This window comes from Acidisphaera sp. L21 (genome assembly GCF_009765685.1).
Lineage (GTDB): Bacteria > Pseudomonadota > Alphaproteobacteria > Acetobacterales > Acetobacteraceae > LMUY01.
In genome coordinates this window covers 1-15,704 of record NZ_LMUY01000006.1, presented here as the reverse complement: position 1 = coordinate 15,704, position 15,704 = coordinate 1, and the positions used below count along the sequence as shown (strand labels likewise).

General features: G+C 66.6%; 15 protein-coding genes and 1 riboswitch. Of the genes, 5 read left to right on the top strand and 10 right to left on the bottom strand.

All coding sequences use genetic code 11. The features are described 5' to 3' along the window. Window positions 1–63 precede the first annotated feature (63 nt). From GSQ76_RS00745 to GSQ76_RS00725, 5 genes are all read right to left on the bottom strand, one after another. Window positions 64–765, bottom strand: coding sequence for a class I SAM-dependent methyltransferase (locus tag GSQ76_RS00745; RefSeq protein ID WP_158742006.1), 702 nt, complete (start codon window positions 763–765; stop codon window positions 64–66). Between the two features lie 263 nt (window positions 766–1,028). Then, on the bottom strand, window positions 1,029–1,868 hold the full coding sequence (locus GSQ76_RS00740) for a SirB1 family protein (RefSeq protein ID WP_158742005.1): 840 nt from the start codon (window positions 1,866–1,868) through the stop codon (window positions 1,029–1,031). Then, window positions 1,865–3,703 carry a phosphomethylpyrimidine synthase ThiC gene (thiC, locus tag GSQ76_RS00735; RefSeq protein ID WP_158742018.1) on the bottom strand — a complete coding sequence of 613 codons (1,839 nt, stop codon included), beginning with the start codon at window positions 3,701–3,703 and terminating at the stop codon, window positions 1,865–1,867. The genes GSQ76_RS00740 and thiC overlap by 4 nt, the downstream gene beginning before the upstream one ends. 37 nt (window positions 3,704–3,740) lie before the next feature. Then, window positions 3,741–3,870: riboswitch (TPP riboswitch) on the bottom strand. 77 nt (window positions 3,871–3,947) lie between these two features. Continuing rightward, window positions 3,948–4,349 (bottom strand): MarR family transcriptional regulator, encoded by a 402-nt coding sequence (locus GSQ76_RS00730; protein ID WP_158742004.1) that lies wholly within the window; start codon window positions 4,347–4,349, stop codon window positions 3,948–3,950. 167 nt (window positions 4,350–4,516) lie between these two features. Beyond that, a complete protein-coding gene (locus tag GSQ76_RS00725; protein WP_158742003.1) occupies window positions 4,517–5,908 on the bottom strand; it encodes a M17 family metallopeptidase in 1,392 nt (463 codons plus the stop codon). 174 nt (window positions 5,909–6,082) lie between these two features. Between GSQ76_RS00725 and GSQ76_RS00720 the strand changes: the two genes are divergently transcribed. The 4 genes from GSQ76_RS00720 to GSQ76_RS31550 all read left to right on the top strand — a co-directional run bounded on the left by GSQ76_RS00720 (window position 6,083) and on the right by GSQ76_RS31550 (window position 10,405). Continuing rightward, complete coding sequence (locus tag GSQ76_RS00720; protein ID WP_158742002.1) at window positions 6,083–8,584, top strand: helicase-related protein; 2,502 nt, start codon at window positions 6,083–6,085, stop codon at window positions 8,582–8,584. A 12-nt stretch (window positions 8,585–8,596) separates the two neighbouring features. Continuing rightward, window positions 8,597–8,917: an RNA-binding S4 domain-containing protein gene (locus GSQ76_RS00715; RefSeq protein ID WP_158742001.1), complete on the top strand. Its 321-nt coding sequence runs from the start codon at window positions 8,597–8,599 to the stop codon at window positions 8,915–8,917. Between the two features lie 29 nt (window positions 8,918–8,946). After that, window positions 8,947–9,279 carry a ferredoxin FdxA gene (fdxA, locus tag GSQ76_RS00710; RefSeq protein WP_158742000.1) on the top strand — a complete coding sequence of 111 codons (333 nt, stop codon included), beginning with the start codon at window positions 8,947–8,949 and terminating at the stop codon, window positions 9,277–9,279. Window positions 9,280–9,538: 259 nt separating this feature from the next. Continuing rightward, entirely contained in the window at window positions 9,539–10,405 is an 867-nt protein-coding gene (locus tag GSQ76_RS31550; protein WP_254070163.1) for a CarD family transcriptional regulator, read from the top strand. Between the two features lie 51 nt (window positions 10,406–10,456). Here GSQ76_RS31550 and GSQ76_RS00700 read toward each other — a convergent pair whose 3' ends face one another. Further along, window positions 10,457–11,053 (bottom strand): hypothetical protein, encoded by a 597-nt coding sequence (locus GSQ76_RS00700; protein WP_158741999.1) that lies wholly within the window; start codon window positions 11,051–11,053, stop codon window positions 10,457–10,459. 143 nt (window positions 11,054–11,196) lie between these two features. Between GSQ76_RS00700 and GSQ76_RS00695 the strand changes: the two genes are divergently transcribed. Then, complete coding sequence (locus tag GSQ76_RS00695; RefSeq protein WP_158741998.1) at window positions 11,197–11,463, top strand: hypothetical protein; 267 nt, start codon at window positions 11,197–11,199, stop codon at window positions 11,461–11,463. 19 nt (window positions 11,464–11,482) lie between these two features. Here GSQ76_RS00695 and GSQ76_RS00690 read toward each other — a convergent pair whose 3' ends face one another. The 4 genes from GSQ76_RS00690 to GSQ76_RS32410 all read right to left on the bottom strand — a co-directional run. Beyond that, entirely contained in the window at window positions 11,483–12,709 is a 1,227-nt protein-coding gene (locus GSQ76_RS00690) for a RimK family alpha-L-glutamate ligase (protein WP_158741997.1), read from the bottom strand. A 77-nt stretch (window positions 12,710–12,786) separates the two neighbouring features. After that, window positions 12,787–13,359: a PDZ domain-containing protein gene (locus tag GSQ76_RS00685; protein ID WP_158741996.1), complete on the bottom strand. Its 573-nt coding sequence runs from the start codon at window positions 13,357–13,359 to the stop codon at window positions 12,787–12,789. A gap of 4 nt (window positions 13,360–13,363) precedes the next feature. Beyond that, entirely contained in the window at window positions 13,364–13,792 is a 429-nt protein-coding gene (locus GSQ76_RS00680; RefSeq protein WP_158741995.1) for a YidB family protein, read from the bottom strand. Window positions 13,793–13,861: 69 nt separating this feature from the next. Then, a partial coding sequence (locus GSQ76_RS32410) for an ABC transporter permease (RefSeq protein ID WP_158741994.1) occupies window positions 13,862–15,704 on the bottom strand: 1,843 nt, incomplete at its 5' end.

Genomic DNA, 15,704 nt, shown 5'->3' with positions numbered 1-15,704 from the left:
GACGGGTGACCATGGCCGGGCTATGCCGCGTGGGGCAGGCAGTGTCCAGAGGCCGGTCCCCGCCTACGCCGCCTCCTGCACCACGAACCGCCGCCGCGCCGGGGCAAGGGGAAGGGCGGCATACACGTCCTTCACCGCCTCGGTAATCGTCAACCCAGCCAGGTGCGGCACCAGGTTACGGCCCGCCCGTTCGAACAACCGGGCACTGCGCAGCACCAGCCGGTGGCGGGAGGGCGGCACGTACAGCACGCCATCCCGCCGCTCCACCCGGAACAGGCTGCTGGTGAGCAGCCGGCCGACCTGCCCGGCGGAATACGGTTGGCCATGCCCGAACGGCGTGCTTTCCGCATGCGCCCATAGCCCGTTGCGGTTCGGCGTCACCACCAGCAGGGCACCGTCATCCTTCAACACCCTCCATATCTCCCGCAGCATGGGCCGGGCGCGCTCGGCATTTTCCAGCCCATGCACCAGCAACACCCGATCCAACGACAGGTCGGAGAACGGCAGCGAATGCGCCTGCACCGCACAGGACAGGCTGGGGCCAACACCCGGCCAGGCGCTCGCGCCGCCCGGCGTCGCCGACAGGCACCGTGCCGACCCTTCGCGCCAGGCCCGCAGATACGGCGCCGCATGACCCAGCCCCAGCACGATCTGGCCCGACAAATCCGGCCAAATCTGCGTCAGCTTTTCCCGCACCAGGCCAAGGGCAACTTCGCCCTGGGCAGTGGCATAGAACGCGGCAGCATCGGGCAATTCTTCGGCCATTGCGCGGGATATAGCACGGATGCAGCCGGGTCGCATCGGGGCTTGGCGACGCCGTCGGCATGCGGCGCAAGCGGCGCCGACCGCGAGACTGCGTTGAAGCGGGGTTGCTGCTGCCCTGCAACCACTCCGCGGACTGGCCGAGGGACTCCAAGGCTGCCCTCTTCTCCACATCCCGGCATCCGGCGTACCGGTCGGGGACGGCATAGAGATTCACCGCGTCACCGGTGGCATAATGCTAGAAGCCGGCAACGGTTGTAAGTCGCTTAGTTCAGCCGAGTGCGCAGTTCGTCCATCGCGGTGCGCACGCGGTCCGCCGCCTCACCCTCCGGCACCAGGGCCAAAAACCGCTGGTAGCACCGCAGGGCGGCTCCAACGTGGTCCAGGCGCTGGTTGATCAGCGCGGCCTCCCGCCACAGCGACGCGTAATCGGGCGCGATCCGCAGCATGTCCTCGACCGTGATCGCGGCACCGGCGAAGTCCCCGGCGTTCATGCGGCGCAGCTTCAAATTGTTCTGCAGCCGCAGCAGCACCGCACGGGCGCTCATCGGCTGCAGCAGGCCGGGCCGCAACTCCGCTTTCGGCCCCTCGACCCGCTTGATCAGCGACCGCATGGCGCGGGCATCCATGGGCTGCCCGCCATCGAACACGTCCAGCACCAGTTGCGACCCGCCGCCCGGCAACGCGATCATGAAATGGCCCGGAAAATCCACCCCGAACGCATCCCATCCCGCGGCCCGGGCGCAGTGCAACCACAAGATGCCAAGCGCCACCGGCAAGCCGCGCTTGCGCTCGATCACCTGGATCAAATTCGCATTCGCCGGCTCGTCATAGTTTTCGGTCGCGCCGGCATAGCGCCAGCGCCCTGTCATCAGCCCGGCCAACGCGCCGGCCCGGATGGAGGGATCGTCCCCCAGCCGGTCCGCCGCCACAGCGACGGCGTCCCTTGCCAGCTCGGACAAATGCGCACGCGCCGCGGTCCAATCCGCGTCCGGCGCATCGATCCGGGCTAGCTGCAGGGCCGCGTCGGCCAGGTCCAGCTCGCTATCGGGCAGTTGCCCGATCGCATCGAGCGCGAGGCGGGCCTGGCTGGTTGTGTCGCTCACTCCGCTGGCGTCTCCTCCAGGGTGCGGGCCACCGGTTCGGGAACGTACAGCGTCGCGCCATTGTTGCGGAATTCGTCGCTCTTCTGCTCCAGCCCGGCCAGCCGCTCGGCATCGGCGCGGATGTCCTGGCTGATCTTCATGGAGCAGAATTTCGGCCCGCACATGGAACAGAAATGCGCGACCTTGTGCGCATCCTTCGGCAGCGTCTCGTCATGGAACTTGCGCGCCGTGTCCGGGTCCAGCCCGATGTTAAACTGGTCCTGCCACCGGAATTCGAACCGCGCCCGGCTGATCGCATCGTCCCGCAACTGCGCTGCCGGGTGGCCCTTGGCCAGATCCGCCGCATGCGCTGCGATCTTGTAGGTGATCACGCCCGTCTTCACATCGTCCCGGTTTGGCAGGCCCAGATGCTCCTTGGGCGTCACATAACAAAGCACCGACGTCCCAAACCAGCCGATCATCGCCGCGCCGATTGCCGACGTAATATGGTCGTAGCCCGGCGCGATATCGGTCGTGAGTGGCCCAAGCGTGTAGAACGGCGCTTCCCCGCACACCGCCAACTGCTTCTCCATATTCACCTTGATCTTGTGCATCGGCACGTGGCCGGGGCCCTCGATCATCACCTGGCAACCTTTTGCCCAGGCGATCTTGGTCAGCTCGCCCAGCGTCTCCAACTCGGCGAATTGGGCGGCATCATTGGCGTCGGCGATCGAGCCGGGACGTAGCCCGTCACCCAGCGAGAACGACACGTCATACTTGCGCATGATGTCGCAGATGTCGCCGAAATGCTCGTACAGGAAGCTCTCGCGGTGATGCGCCAGGCACCAGCGCGCCATGATCGACCCGCCGCGGCTGACGATGCCGGTCACTCGCTTCGCCGTCAGCGGTACGTAGGCCAGGCGCACGCCAGCATGGATGGTGAAGTAGTCGACCCCCTGCTCCGCCTGCTCGATCAGCGTGTCGCGGAACACTTCCCAATCCAGCTTGTCGGCATCGCCGCCAACCTTTTCCAGCGCCTGGTAGATCGGCACCGTCCCGATCGGCACCGGGCTATTGCGCATGATCCAGCCGCGGATGTTGTGGATGTTGCGCCCGGTGGACAGGTCCATGACCGTGTCGGCACCCCAGCGGATCGCCCAGACCAGCTTCTCCACCTCCTCCGCCGCGGACGACGTGACGGCGGAGTTGCCGATGTTGGCGTTGATCTTCACCAGGAAGTTGCGGCCGAGGATCGTCGGCTCCAGCTCGGGATGGTTGATGTTGGCAGGAATGATCGCCCGGCCGCGCGCGACCTCGTCACGCACGAAGTCCGGGGTGATGAAGGCCGGGATCTCGGCGCCGAAATCCTCGCCCTGGGCGCGGCGCGCCTCCGCACCTTCGATCATGGCGGCGCGGCCCATGTTCTCTCGATGTGCGACGTAGATCATCTCTTCGGTGATGATCCCGGCGCGGGCGAATTCCAACTGCGTCACCGGCTTGCCCTGCACGCCGGCCAGCAGTGTCGGCGTCGCCGGGCATTCTGGCACCAGGCGGTCGGTGTTACCGTTATCCTCGGGCTTCAACTCCCGGGCGACGGGGGTGATGAAGCCACGACGCGCCAGCCATGATTCGCGAACCCGCGGCAGACCGGCCGTGAGGTCGATCGTGGCGGCGTCATCAGTGTATGGCCCGGACGTATCATACAGCCGCACCGGCGGCTCGGCGGCAGTACGGTCCAGCGGAACCTCGCGGAACGGCACCGCGATGTCGGTCTGTCCCGGCGGGGTGCTGTAGATCTTGCGCGACCCAGCAATCGCGCCGGTGGTCACGGCACTCGGCTTCTGTTGGTACGTCATCGGCGTCTCCTCCCCCGGGTTGGATGAAGGGTACGCTGTGTCGCGCATGCCCCATCCCTACGCCGGCATGATCCGGATCAGGTCTAGGGTCCCCACGCTGCGCCGCCAACTCCGGGCAGCCACGATGCGGTATCTCAGCCCCTAGCAGGGCTCCCCTTGGTCGAGGGCAGCGTCCGCTGGTGACGCCATATTGTCAACCGCCAGGGCGGGTCTTCCCCACCCCGGCCGTTCACAACATCGCAGACTAGCCGTGCATCGCCTTGCGCGGGGATTCGGCTGCCACGTGCGTGGAAGAAGACTTCCGCGCTGGGGCATGCGCCTCGTTCATGATCGAACGCATATCGCGCAGGAATGCGGCGCCCTTCAGCGTCCGCTGCACGAGCACGCTGCGACGGTCCGCCGGGTCGACCTTACGACGGGCCAGATCCAACTCACCAAGCCGGTCCAGTGCGCGCGTGATCGCGGGCTTGGACACATTCAACTCAGCCGCCAGCCCGCGGACGGTGTGTGCACCATCCTCAAGATAGCAGGTGAGAAACACGCCCAGTTGGCGTGCCGAGAGATCCGGCCCATCGCGACGCACCAGCGCCACGACCGTGTCACGAAGTATGCCAACCAACTGGTCGGCGGAAGATTGAGTCGCCATTACACACTACGTCCTTTCGTCCCCATTCACTGCACAACCAGCGGCCGGCCGGGGGAAGCTTACAGAATACCGGCATCCATACAGCGTCGCTTCAACCAGAAGCTACCACCAAAAACACCTTACACCCAGTAACCATCTCAGCGAACTACGATTTTATCCCAATTACGTTACTGGTTGGTTTCATTTGAAACTGACTCATTAATGATGGTCAATATAGCGCGAAACGAGGCACGGATCGTTTGCGCCTCACCACCCTCGGGATGGCCCGGAACTGTCGAATCAATCCACGCGTAAGTATCAAAATGTATCCAAGGCGTCCCAGGCTTCACAAACCGCTGAAGAAACAATCCTGCGACGATTGCACCAGCGAGCGGCTTTGACGCAACGTTATTAAGATCCGCAACGCGGCTGGACAGCCAAGCATCATACCCGGGCCACAATGGCAGCCGCCACAATGGGTCATGGCTGTCGACCGAAGCCTGAGACATCGTCTGCGCAAGCGCCTCGTGATTGCAGAACATCGCAGGCAGATCGGGGCCAAGCGCAACCCGCGCCGCCCCCGTCAACGTCGCAGCATCGATTAGCACCGCCGGATCTTCATCCGACGCCTCGGCCAGCAAGTCGCATAGAACAAGCCGACCCTCCGCATCTGTGTTGCCAACCTCGACAAACAACCCGCGCCGCGTGGCCAGAACGTCGGATGGGCGCATTGCCCCGCCAGACACGCTGTTCTCCACGCAGCCAAGCCGCACCACCAGTCGCACGGGCAGATCCGCCGCCATAATCATGCGGGCCAGGCCCAGCATGATGGCAGCGCCACCCATGTCCTTCTTCATACGCAACATGCCGGCGGGCGGTTTCAAATCGTAACCACCCGTGTCGAAACAAACGCCTTTTCCGCACAGCGAAACCAGCGGGGCGTCCGCCGCGGCACCGCTGCCCTGCCACCGGAACGATGCCACCACCGCCGCACGGTCGGAGCCGGCGCCCACCGCCGCCACCGCCGGGTAGCCGCGGACCAAATCCTCGCCGGTCACCATTTGAGTAGCGGCGCCGAAAGTTTGCCCCAGCGCCACCGCAGCCTCGGCAAGTTCACCCGGCCCCAGCCTGTCGGGCGGCGTGTTGATGAGGTCGCGCACCAGCCAGGTGGCACGCGCCGCCTCCGTCTCCCGCCCATGGGCCGCTGCGAGCGTGGGGCGCGGCTTGGCGGGCTGGAACTGCGTAAACTGATACGCGCCCAGGCAGAAGCCGAGCGTGGCATCGGCTGCGTCGAAGTCGCCTGGTTCGATCCGCCAGGTCACCGGCGGCAGCGCCGTGGCCAGCGCACCGAACAGATGCGGATCCCGAGACTCACCCAGGCCAAACACCGCACCTTCAAGGCCATCGCTGCCCGGTAGCAACCGGATCTCACCAGCCGCCGCGGTAAATCCACTGGCGCGCAGGAACGCCGCATGGGCCGACGCCGCCAAGTAGCCATCCAGGCCACCCGGGCGCAGGGTATGGACAGGGAGGCTGACCGACTCGGGAGCGACGAGGCAGTCGAGGTCGCGATCGAACATAGGGCGTTCTCGCGCAACCCACGGAGTATGACAAGCATACTAACGTTAGGTTTTGGTAATTGATTCAGCCCCGTGATCTGCTCCAATTTATTCGATAATTGATAATAATATTCCGATATAATATCGATCGCCGCGCCGCTTGCATTTCCCGCCGCCAGGCCCAACCATTTGCACATGTCCGGCTTCCCCTCGCGTGTGAAGGCCGTGCTTGGGCCAACCAACACGGGCAAGACCCATCTCGCGATCGAGCGCCTGCTGGCGCATTCGTCGGGAACTATCGGCTTCCCGCTCCGCCTGCTGGCGCGGGAGAATTACGACCGGATGGTTGCCCGAAAGGGCGCCAAGTTCGTCGCCCTCATCACCGGTGAGGAAAAGATCATCCCGCCCGACGCCCGCTGGTTCTCCTGCACGGTGGAGGCGATGCCGCTGGACCGCCCGGCGGAGTTCGTGGCGGTGGACGAGATCCAGCTCTGCGCCGATGCCGACCGCGGCCACATCTTCACCGACCGGCTGCTGCACGCCCGGGGGCTGGTCGAAACCATGTTCCTGGGTGCCGAGACCATTCGCCCCCTGCTGCAGCGCCTGGTGCCGCAGGCGGAGATCACCACCCGGCCGCGCCTGTCGCAACTGACCTTCGCCGGGCCGGAGAAGCTGGTGCGCCTGCCGCCCCGCAGCGCCGTCGTCGCCTTCTCGGCCGAGGAAGTCTACGCGATTGCGGAGCTGATCCGCCGCCGCCGCGGCGGCTGTGCCGTGGTGATGGGCCGCCTGTCCCCACGCACCCGCAACGCCCAGGTCGCCCTGTATCAGGACAAGGAGGTCGACTTCCTGGTCGCCACCGACGCGATCGGCATGGGCCTCAATATGGATGTGGACCACGTCGCCTTCGCCCGGCTGGGCAAGTTCGACGGCCACCGCCCGCGCCGGCTGACGGCCAGCGAAGTGGCGCAGATCGCCGGGCGCGCCGGGCGCGGCATGCGGGACGGCACGTTCGGCACTACCGGCGGCTGCGCCCCGATCGACCCGGAACTGGCGGAGGCCGTGCAGGACCACCGGTTCGAGCCGCTGGAGCAACTGGCCTGGCGCAATAGCACGCTGGATTTCAGCCATGTCGACGGCCTGCTCGCCAGCCTGCAGGCACCGCCGCCCCGGGCTGGGCTGATGCGGGGTCGCGACGCGTCCGATCTGGAGACCCTGGCCACGCTGGCGCGGGACAGGGCGGTGCGCGACCTGGCGACCAGTCGACGCATGGTGCGCATTTTGTGGGATGCCTGCCAGATCCCGGATTTCCGCAAGCTGGCCGATGATAGCCACGCCCGGTTCTGCGCCCGCGTGTTCGACAGCCTGGCCCGCGACGGCCATTTGCCCGCCGATTGGTTGGATGGCCAAGTCGCCCAGCTGGACCGCGCCGACGGCGACATCGACACCCTGATGCAGCGCCTGTCCGGCGTGCGCGTCTGGTCCTACATCGCCGCCCGGCCGGACTGGGTGCGCGACGCCGTGGGCATGCAGGACCGCGCCCGCGCCGTGGAGGACAAACTGTCCGACGCGCTGCATGAAAAGCTGACGGCTCGCTTCGTCGACCGCCGCTCCACCCTGCTGATCCGCCGGTTGGAGAATACCGAGGGTGAGGCCCTGCTGTCCGCCGTCACCCCCCGTGGCGAGGTGGTGGTCGAAGGCCATTCCGTCGGCATGGTCGAAGGCTTCGGCTTCACCCCCGACCCGGCCGCGGTTGGGGAGGAAAAGCGCCTGGTTCTGCGCGCCGCCCGCCGCGCCCTGCGGCAGGAAATGCCGCGCCGGGTGGAGGCGCTGGCCGCCGATGCGGATGCCGGGTTCACCCTGGCGCCCGATGGCCGCATCACCTGGAGCCACGGCGCGGTCGCCCGGCTGCGCCCAGGCGCAGGCCTGCTGCACCCGTTGGTCGAAGTCGCGGACAGCGAATATTTGGATGGCCCGCAGCGCGAGCGCATCCGCGTCCGCCTGCAAGCCCTCGCCACCAGCATAATCGAGGCGGAGTTGGGCGCTGTCCTCCGCCTCACCGACAGTGCCGACCCGGCGTTGCGCGGGCCGCTGCATCAACTGGGCGAGGCCGGCGGCGTCGCCCCTGCCCTGCTGCTGCCCCCGCCGGAGCGTGCGCGGCTGAAGGCATTGGGCGTCCGCGCCGGCCGGTTCGGCCTGTTTCACCCGGCCGCGCTGAAGCCCCGGGCGATGGCGCTGCGGGCGCTGCTATGGTCCGTGGCGCATCGCGTGCCGCCACCAGCCGTTCCAGCCGCCGGGCTCGTGTCCCTGCCCGCCCCCGCCGATTGGCCGCCCGGTTTCGCGGCGGCGATGGGATGGTTCGACGCCGGCCCGGTACTGCTGCGGCTGGACGTGGCGGAACGGATTGCCGCCGAACTGGCCTACGCCACCCGGCGTGGCGCCACCGCGTTGCTGCCGAACCTCGCCTCCCGCTTGTCGATCCGCGCCGAATTGCTGCCCGGCGTCTTGCGCTCGCTCGGCGCACGGGTAGTGCCGGCTACGGTCATGGGCCCCGAAGCATTCGGCCCGCCAGCCCCGCCGATGCTGGCCGCCAGCGCCGGGCGGGCACGCGGCCGGTCCCACCGTGCCCCGCCAGCGCCAGTGCCGGTCCGCATCGATAGCCCGTTTGCGGCACTTGCGGCGCTACGACAGCACCCATAAGCGAGGAATGGCTTGAGCGACGTCGAAGATCGCACTTGGCAACGCCTTGATAAATGGCTGTGGTGCGCCCGTTTCATGAAGGCCCGATCGGACTGCGCCAGATGGGTGGCGCAGGGCGGCGTGCGCATCAATCGCCAGCCCACCGATAAACCCCACGCCCGCCTGCGCCCTGGCGACATCCTGACGCTACCGCTGGGCGGCAGCGTCCGCGTCATCCGCGTCGTCGCCCTCGCAATCAGGCGTGGTCCAGCCACGGAGGCAAGGACACTCTACGAGGAGGTAGCCGAGCCTGCTTGCGTGGGGACTGAATCGGCGGCATATCCCCCCGACTAGAAGCCGGTTTGATCGTAGGAGCCTTGTTGATGACCTACGTGGTCACCGAAAACTGCATACGCTGCAAGTACATGGACTGTGTCGAAGTGTGCCCCGTCGACTGTTTCTATGTCGGCGAAAACATCCTGGTCATCCACCCGGACGAATGCATCGACTGCGGCGTGTGTGAGCCGGAGTGCCCGGCCGAGGCCATCGTTCCCGACAGCGACGACCGCGCCACCGCCTGGGCCGAGCAGAACCGGACCTTCGCCCAGCAATGGCCGAACATCACCCGCAAGGGCACGCCGCCCGCCGACGCGGATGAGTGGAAGGACAAGCCAGGCAAGGCCGCGCTGTTCTCCGCCGAACCCGGAACGCCCTAGCCGGCGCTCCGCGTTTCCGCCTACGCTTGGCTGCCTTTTTGTGTTATAGGCTGCCGCGTGGGCCTGCCGTGCCCGGCAAACGCCCCGTCTATGAACCGTGCTGCCCATGCAGGTGATCGCGCCAGGCCTGGGCTCTACGGCGTTGAGGGGGCTGGCATTGGCACAGGCGGGTTCCAGCAGTACGGGCAAATCCCGAAAAGCGGCCCCGGCCGATGGCATTCGTCCTGCCCCTGCACGGGGTGCGGGAAAGAAGACGGAGTTGAACACCATAGACACGATCGAAGACACCGCCCGGATCAAGCATTCGGCGGAGCACGAGCACGACGAGCCTGCCGTCGTTGACGAGCCCGCGGGCCTGGACGAACTGGCCGCGTTGGATGGCACCATCGACGGGTCGATCTCTACCGAAGACCACGGCACCGATGTGCCGAAGCCCGAAGCGGTGCTGACCGAGGACGACATCGAAGGCGTCGCCGAAGAAGAGCTGGATGCCGACGTCGACGTGGTCCCGCCCGAGGAGGAAGAGGAAGAGGACGAGGGCCTTCCCCCCGCCTCCAACCGGGTTGCGCCGCGGATGCCGGGCCACATGCCCGGCGTGCCGAACCGCCCGATCATGCATGCGCGCATGCCCGCCAAGGCCGAGATTTTCCATGAGGGCGACCACGTGGTGTATCCGACCCATGGCGTCGGCAAGGTCGAGCGGATCGCCACGGAGGAGATCGCCGGCCACAAGCTGGAGCTGATCCACATCACCTTCGAAGAGAACCGCATGACGTTGCGCGTTCCCGTGTCGAAGGCCCGGTCTGCCGGGCTGCGCAAGCTGGCGACACGCAAGATGTTCGACGATGCCATGGCCGTGCTGAAGGGCCGGGCGCGCATCAAGCGGACGATGTGGTCCCGCCGGGCGCAGGAATACGAGGCGAAGATCAACAGCGGCGACCCGATCGCCATTGCCGAGGTCGTGCGCGACCTGCACCGCAATGCCGGCCAGCCGGACCAGAGCTTCAGCGAACGCCAGATCTACGAAGCGGCGATGGATCGCCTGGCCGCCGAATTGGCCGCGTTGGACAAGACCGACAAGCCGACCGCAGTCACCAAGCTGGGTGACTTCCTCAAGACGGTCTAGCCCACACTCATCCACCCCGGTGATCGCGCCGGGGTGGATGGCTGTCTTCGGCTAGCCGCGATGCGTCGCCGGTGCCTGCGTTGGATGACGATAATCCACCCGATATAGCCGTGTATTACCCGGAAGCGCCGGGCGCGGGGCAGCCTCCTCTGGCGCTGCGACCGGTGTCGTCGCCCGCGGCGATGGGCCGGTGACACCGCCGCCAGGCAGCGCGACGCAAGCATCGCCCGTCTGGCTGACATTCATAATCGGCGCCGCGCCATTGGGCTGCGCACGATAGGTCGCGGTACGGCTGCACGAGCCATGGCCGTCGCTGAAGCTCGACACGATCACGGTTGAGCCCGGCGGCATCGCGGCGCTATCCGCCGCTGGCATATTGAAGTTCGACATCGCCTGCATGTCGCCCATCATGCGTCGAAGCAAGGCGTCCTGCTGCGCAAAAATCCCAGCGACTGGGAAGCCGACATCGTGCAGTCCCGGCATTTGCATTGCCGGCATTTGCGGCATCGGGGTTGCCTCCACCTGCATCATCGGCACGATCGCCACCGGTCGTCCGGCCGCATCGACCAACAGGAGGTCCGCCGCCCGGGCCATCAAAGGCGCCGCGGCAAGCCCAGCGCAAAGACCCGCAAGAACGATCTTCTTCATGCAAAATCTCCAGTCACCAACGGTGACAGGATGCGGCGCCTCGGCTTGCCTGGCTCCCGGCCGGGGGATGAACTTTTTGTCATGGATCCGTCCGCGGATGGAGGCGTTCTTCCGATGTGTCTGGAAATTGGAAGGACCCAAAGATGAAAATCGCTCTCGCTCTCGCAGGCGCTCTGGCTCTCGCGGCGCCGCTCGCGGCCCATGCGGCCAATGCGGATCACCCGTATCAGAACGTCGATCGCCGCAACGACGCCGGCAACAACACCGGCGACTCCCAGGTGGATCGCCTCAACCAGTCGCAGCTCGACAATAACGGGATCCCCGCCGGGTCCTACAACGGTGGGTCAGCCACGTATCAGCGGTCGGCCTCGCCTGGCTACCCGGCAGCCCCGCAGACCCAAGGCTACTAGTCCCCAGGTCAACTGGCTGTTACGCCGCGACGGCCACGTGTTGGCCGCCGCGGGCGTGGCGGTGGATCATCTCATCGAACGCCCCGAACACACGCCGCATCTGCGGCAGCTTGTACGGGAACATGTCCGGCGGGTCCATCATATGGACGATCGCTTCAGCGTCCGCCTCGAACACGAGCAAACGTCCGTCCTGCGTCTCGCCGCAGTCGATGGTGTAGTAGTCGAGACCGATCCGGTCATTCAGCAAATCGAACGCCGTCGCATGGCGTGCAGCGAACCCGGCATCAAAGTCCAGCATCGCTTGCGCCTCATCCTGGCGCTTATCCTGGCTGCCCGTCATGCCGGCGTTCAGGTAGTGGATCATCCAATTCTCTGACACGCCCATATGACAGAGGAACGGCGCGCGATCGATGAACGCGATCCGGTATTTCCGGAAGAAGCCATCCGGGCTGCGATAATCCTCGAATTTGGTTACATAGTAATCCTGGGCGTCGACCGTTGCCAGGTAACGCAGCACCTCGTCACGGCTATCGGCTTTCGTCAGGTTCGATCCGGCGTGGGACCCGACCGGTCGCACCAGCACGGGGTAGGCCGTCTCATGTCCCTCCAACAGCGCCTCACGCGACAGCAACGCGCAATTTGGGCTGCAGATGCCCAGCGCGTCCGCAAGGGTGCGATGCAGCTGAGCGCGGGCGAATTGGCTCACCTTCACCGGGTCGTTCAACACCGGACGAGGCCAGGCGCGATACAGCGCAGCCCGGCGCGCCAAGGCCTCCGGTGCACCGATATCACCACCGCCGATATAGGCGAGGTCGTGATCCGGGATCGCTGCGGGCAATGGGCGATCGGGCAGCAGATACAACAGGTCCAGCTGCACGTTCAGCGTGCGCGTGATGAAATCGAGCGGGGCGTTCATCATCAGGTCGCCCGGTTCCATCAGCGCCAGCAGGCGCAATGGCCGGCCAGCGGTGGCAGACGACGGGGTGGCGACCCGGTATAGCGGGCACAGGCGTAGTGCCTGCAACTGCATCATCAGCGCGTGCTGCGGCCGGAAGGCCAGTTGGTGCACGGTGGAGCAATCCAGCGCATGCGCCGCCGCTTCGTCCAGGGTCTCGGCCGGGCGATCGATGAACTGGAGCAGCTGATCGATCCCCTCGCCGGCAAAGGCGCGATGGGTCAGTTCAGCCGTGCCATAGACCATTGGCGGGGTGAGATCGGGCAGCAAGTCCGGCATCCGCTCAGTCACCGCGATATCCCCTTTTTGGTGATACCGCCAAGATCGTCGGCGAAACTTAAGAAAGCGTTGCCGCCCCGCCGCGCCATTCAACCGCGCGGTGCGACGCCTTGGGACGTATTGGGCGGCTGGACTGGCTTGCGACGCGAAAAACAGCCGAGTTCGTAGCAACCGAACAACGCAGCCGCGCCGACGCCGATGGCGACCTTGGTTCCCGTGGACAAACCCGCGCTCTGCTCCGCCGGCTTGCCGATGGCGATCGAGACGCGTTGCGCCTGCGCCGGGCCACCGCCACTGGGAATGTAGTCCGCCGTCACGTTGCTCCCAGGGGCGAGCGAGCCGACATAGGCGGCGAACACCGCCAGGCTGGGGAACACTCGGCCATCGATCGCGATGATCTGGTCGCCCGGCCGTAGCCCGGCACGCGCCCCAGCCGAGTCCGCCCGGACCTGTTTGACCCGGATGATCTCGAACACCAGCCCGCTATCACTGATCTGCTGCGCCCGTTCCACATCCAGGCCCAACGCACCGTGATTATGCGGCAGGCTCGCCGCCTCCTGCTGGGACAGGAGGCGATAGCCCATCGAATTCTCCGCCCGCGCCGGCATCGCGCCCACGGCCAGGCTGGCCGCGAGCACGAGGGCGACGTACCGGTTTGGCACGTGCCTAGACCGACATCGTCCCTTCATCGGGCAGCCGGCCATTCGGCGTCATCGCGTTCACCGCGTTCGGCAGGTGCTGGCTCAACTGCGACAAAAAATCCTGCGGCGCCATGCCGGACTGGCTGGCCATGCTCTGCACCTGGTCATCGCCGAACGCGGTCTGCAGTTGCTGCGGGGAGACGGGCTGGTTAGCGCCATTGCCGATCCAGGACTGCACGGCGCTGCCGAGCCCAGCCTGCTCCAACGTGGACACCAGTCCGCCCAGGCCGCCCGGAAGGCCGCCACCGCCGCCGCCCATCAAACCCGGCTCTTGATAGCCGCCCTGCTGTTGCTGCTGATTGCCGCCCAGCAGGTTCATCAACACGCCCTGCATCGGCGACGACGCGCCGCCGCCACCCAGAAGACTTCCGACGATACCGTCCAAAATGCCCATGGCGCTCAATTCCTCGATTGTTCGTGTGGTGATGCAGACCACAAGCCTGCCACGTCCCGTCCGGTTCCCTTACTCGTTGCGCAGATGTGGCGCCGGGCGAACCCGCAAAGCGGCCGCTGTCCCAGCGTAGCCGAAGCCGAGCATCAGAACGACGCAGCCGCCAATCGTCATCGCCAGGATCTCCGGCAGGAAATACCACGGCGCCATCAACAGGAAATGCACCACGCCCCAACTGGCCAACGTGCCCAGCGCCGCTGCAATCAACCCGGCGGTGGCGCCGATCGCGCCGAATTCCACCAGCCAGGCGGTGCGGATCTGCGCCCGGGTGGCACCCAGCGTCTTCAGCACCACCGCCTCCGCCACCCGGCGCCGCTGCCCCGCCGCAACCGCACCCGCCAGCACCAGCGTGCCCGATGCCAGCGTGACGGAGCCGGTCGCCGCCAACGCAGTCGCCAGCTTGCCCACGATGTCGGCGACGGATTGCAGAATGTCCGCCACCCGGATGCCGGTCACGTTCGGCAGCGCATCCGCCACCGCGCGTAGCAACCCGGCATCCTGCGACGCAGGCTCCCGCACCGTGGCGATATGCATGTGCGGCGCGTGCTCCAGCATCCCGGGGGAGGCGACCAGCGTGTAGTTGATGGTCAATTGCCGCCACTGGATGTTGCGCAGATTAGCAATCGTCAGGTCGATATCGCGGCCCAGCAGGTTCACCCGGATGGTGTCGCCGACCGTCAGCCCCCAGCCATCCGCCAGCCCGGCATCCATCGACACCAGCGGCGGCCCGTCATAATCCGCCGGCCACCATGTCCCGGCGACCACGATGGAGCCGCGTGGAATTTGCGCCGAGTAGGTGAGCCCGCGATCGCCCCGCAAACCCCACTCGCTGCCGGGTTTGACGTGCACCTGCTCCACCGGAACGCCCTTCAGCGCCACGATGCGGGCGCGCATGCTGGGCACCTCGTGCAGATCGGACGTGCCCGGCGTGTCGTGGACGATCTGCTCGAACTGGGCGAGTTGCTCGTTCTGGATGTCCAGAAAGAAGAAGGACGGCGCGGCCTCCGGCAGATCACCCAAAATCTGGTTGCGGATATTGCCTTGGATCAGCGCCACGGTCGCCAGCGTGGTCAGCCCCAGCCCAAGTGCCACAAGCAGCAACGGCGCCGGGCTGGCAGGGCGGTGCAGATTGGCGATGCCCAGCCGCCAGGGCAGAGAGCGCAGGCGGACCCGTTTGGCGGCCAACATCAGCCCCATCGCCCCGAAGCGGAACAGCACTAGTGTCGCAGCGGCGCTGGCGCAGAACCACAATGCGAACCAGCGATCCACCGCCGTGCCAATGATGATCCCTACTAGCAGCACGATGACGGCGCCATTGGCCAGCCACACTGGCAACGGCACGCCGTTTCCCGAGGGCAGCAACGCATCGCGGAACAGCGCCGCCCCCGGGATCTGCGCCGCCCGTGCGAGCGGCCACAGCGCGAACGCCCCCGCCGTGAGCACGCCATACAGCGCCGCCAGGGCCAGCGGCAGAGGATAAACGCCGACCGTCGCCGGCACCGGCAGCAAATCGCCGAACAGCGCCAGCCCGATGGCGGGCACCAGCGCCCCCGCCACCACGCCGATCACCACCCCGGCAGCGCAGAGCAGCCCCACCTGGACCAGGAAAATCCGCAGGATCAGCCCAGACGGCGCGCCCAGGCAGCGCAACGTCGCCACCGTCTTCGCCCGCGCCTCCATCCAGGCGCGCACCCCCGTCGCCACCCCGATGCCCCCAACCAGTAACGAGCACAGGCCGACCAAGGTGAGGAACAGGCTGGTCTGGTCCACGGCACGGCTGACGCCGGGCGCGGCCTGTGACGTATCGCGGATGCGCCAGCCGGTATTGGGGAAGGCCTCACGAAGTTGCGTGGTC

Coding starts and splice junctions, on each gene's coding strand:
- GSQ76_RS00745 (WP_158742006.1), bottom strand. CDS start 765: ATGGCCGAAGAATTGCCCGATGCTGCCGCGTTCTATGCCACTGCCCAG.
- thiC (WP_158742018.1), bottom strand. CDS start 3,703: ATGACGTACCAACAGAAGCCGAGTGCCGTGACCACCGGCGCGATTGCT.
- GSQ76_RS00730 (WP_158742004.1), bottom strand. CDS start 4,349: ATGGCGACTCAATCTTCCGCCGACCAGTTGGTTGGCATACTTCGTGAC.
- GSQ76_RS00725 (WP_158742003.1), bottom strand. CDS start 5,908: ATGTTCGATCGCGACCTCGACTGCCTCGTCGCTCCCGAGTCGGTCAGC.
- GSQ76_RS00720 (WP_158742002.1), top strand. CDS start 6,083: ATGTCCGGCTTCCCCTCGCGTGTGAAGGCCGTGCTTGGGCCAACCAAC.
- fdxA (WP_158742000.1), top strand. CDS start 8,947: ATGACCTACGTGGTCACCGAAAACTGCATACGCTGCAAGTACATGGAC.
- GSQ76_RS00700 (WP_158741999.1), bottom strand. CDS start 11,053: ATGAAGAAGATCGTTCTTGCGGGTCTTTGCGCTGGGCTTGCCGCGGCG.
- GSQ76_RS00695 (WP_158741998.1), top strand. CDS start 11,197: ATGAAAATCGCTCTCGCTCTCGCAGGCGCTCTGGCTCTCGCGGCGCCG.
- GSQ76_RS00680 (WP_158741995.1), bottom strand. CDS start 13,792: ATGGGCATTTTGGACGGTATCGTCGGAAGTCTTCTGGGTGGCGGCGGC.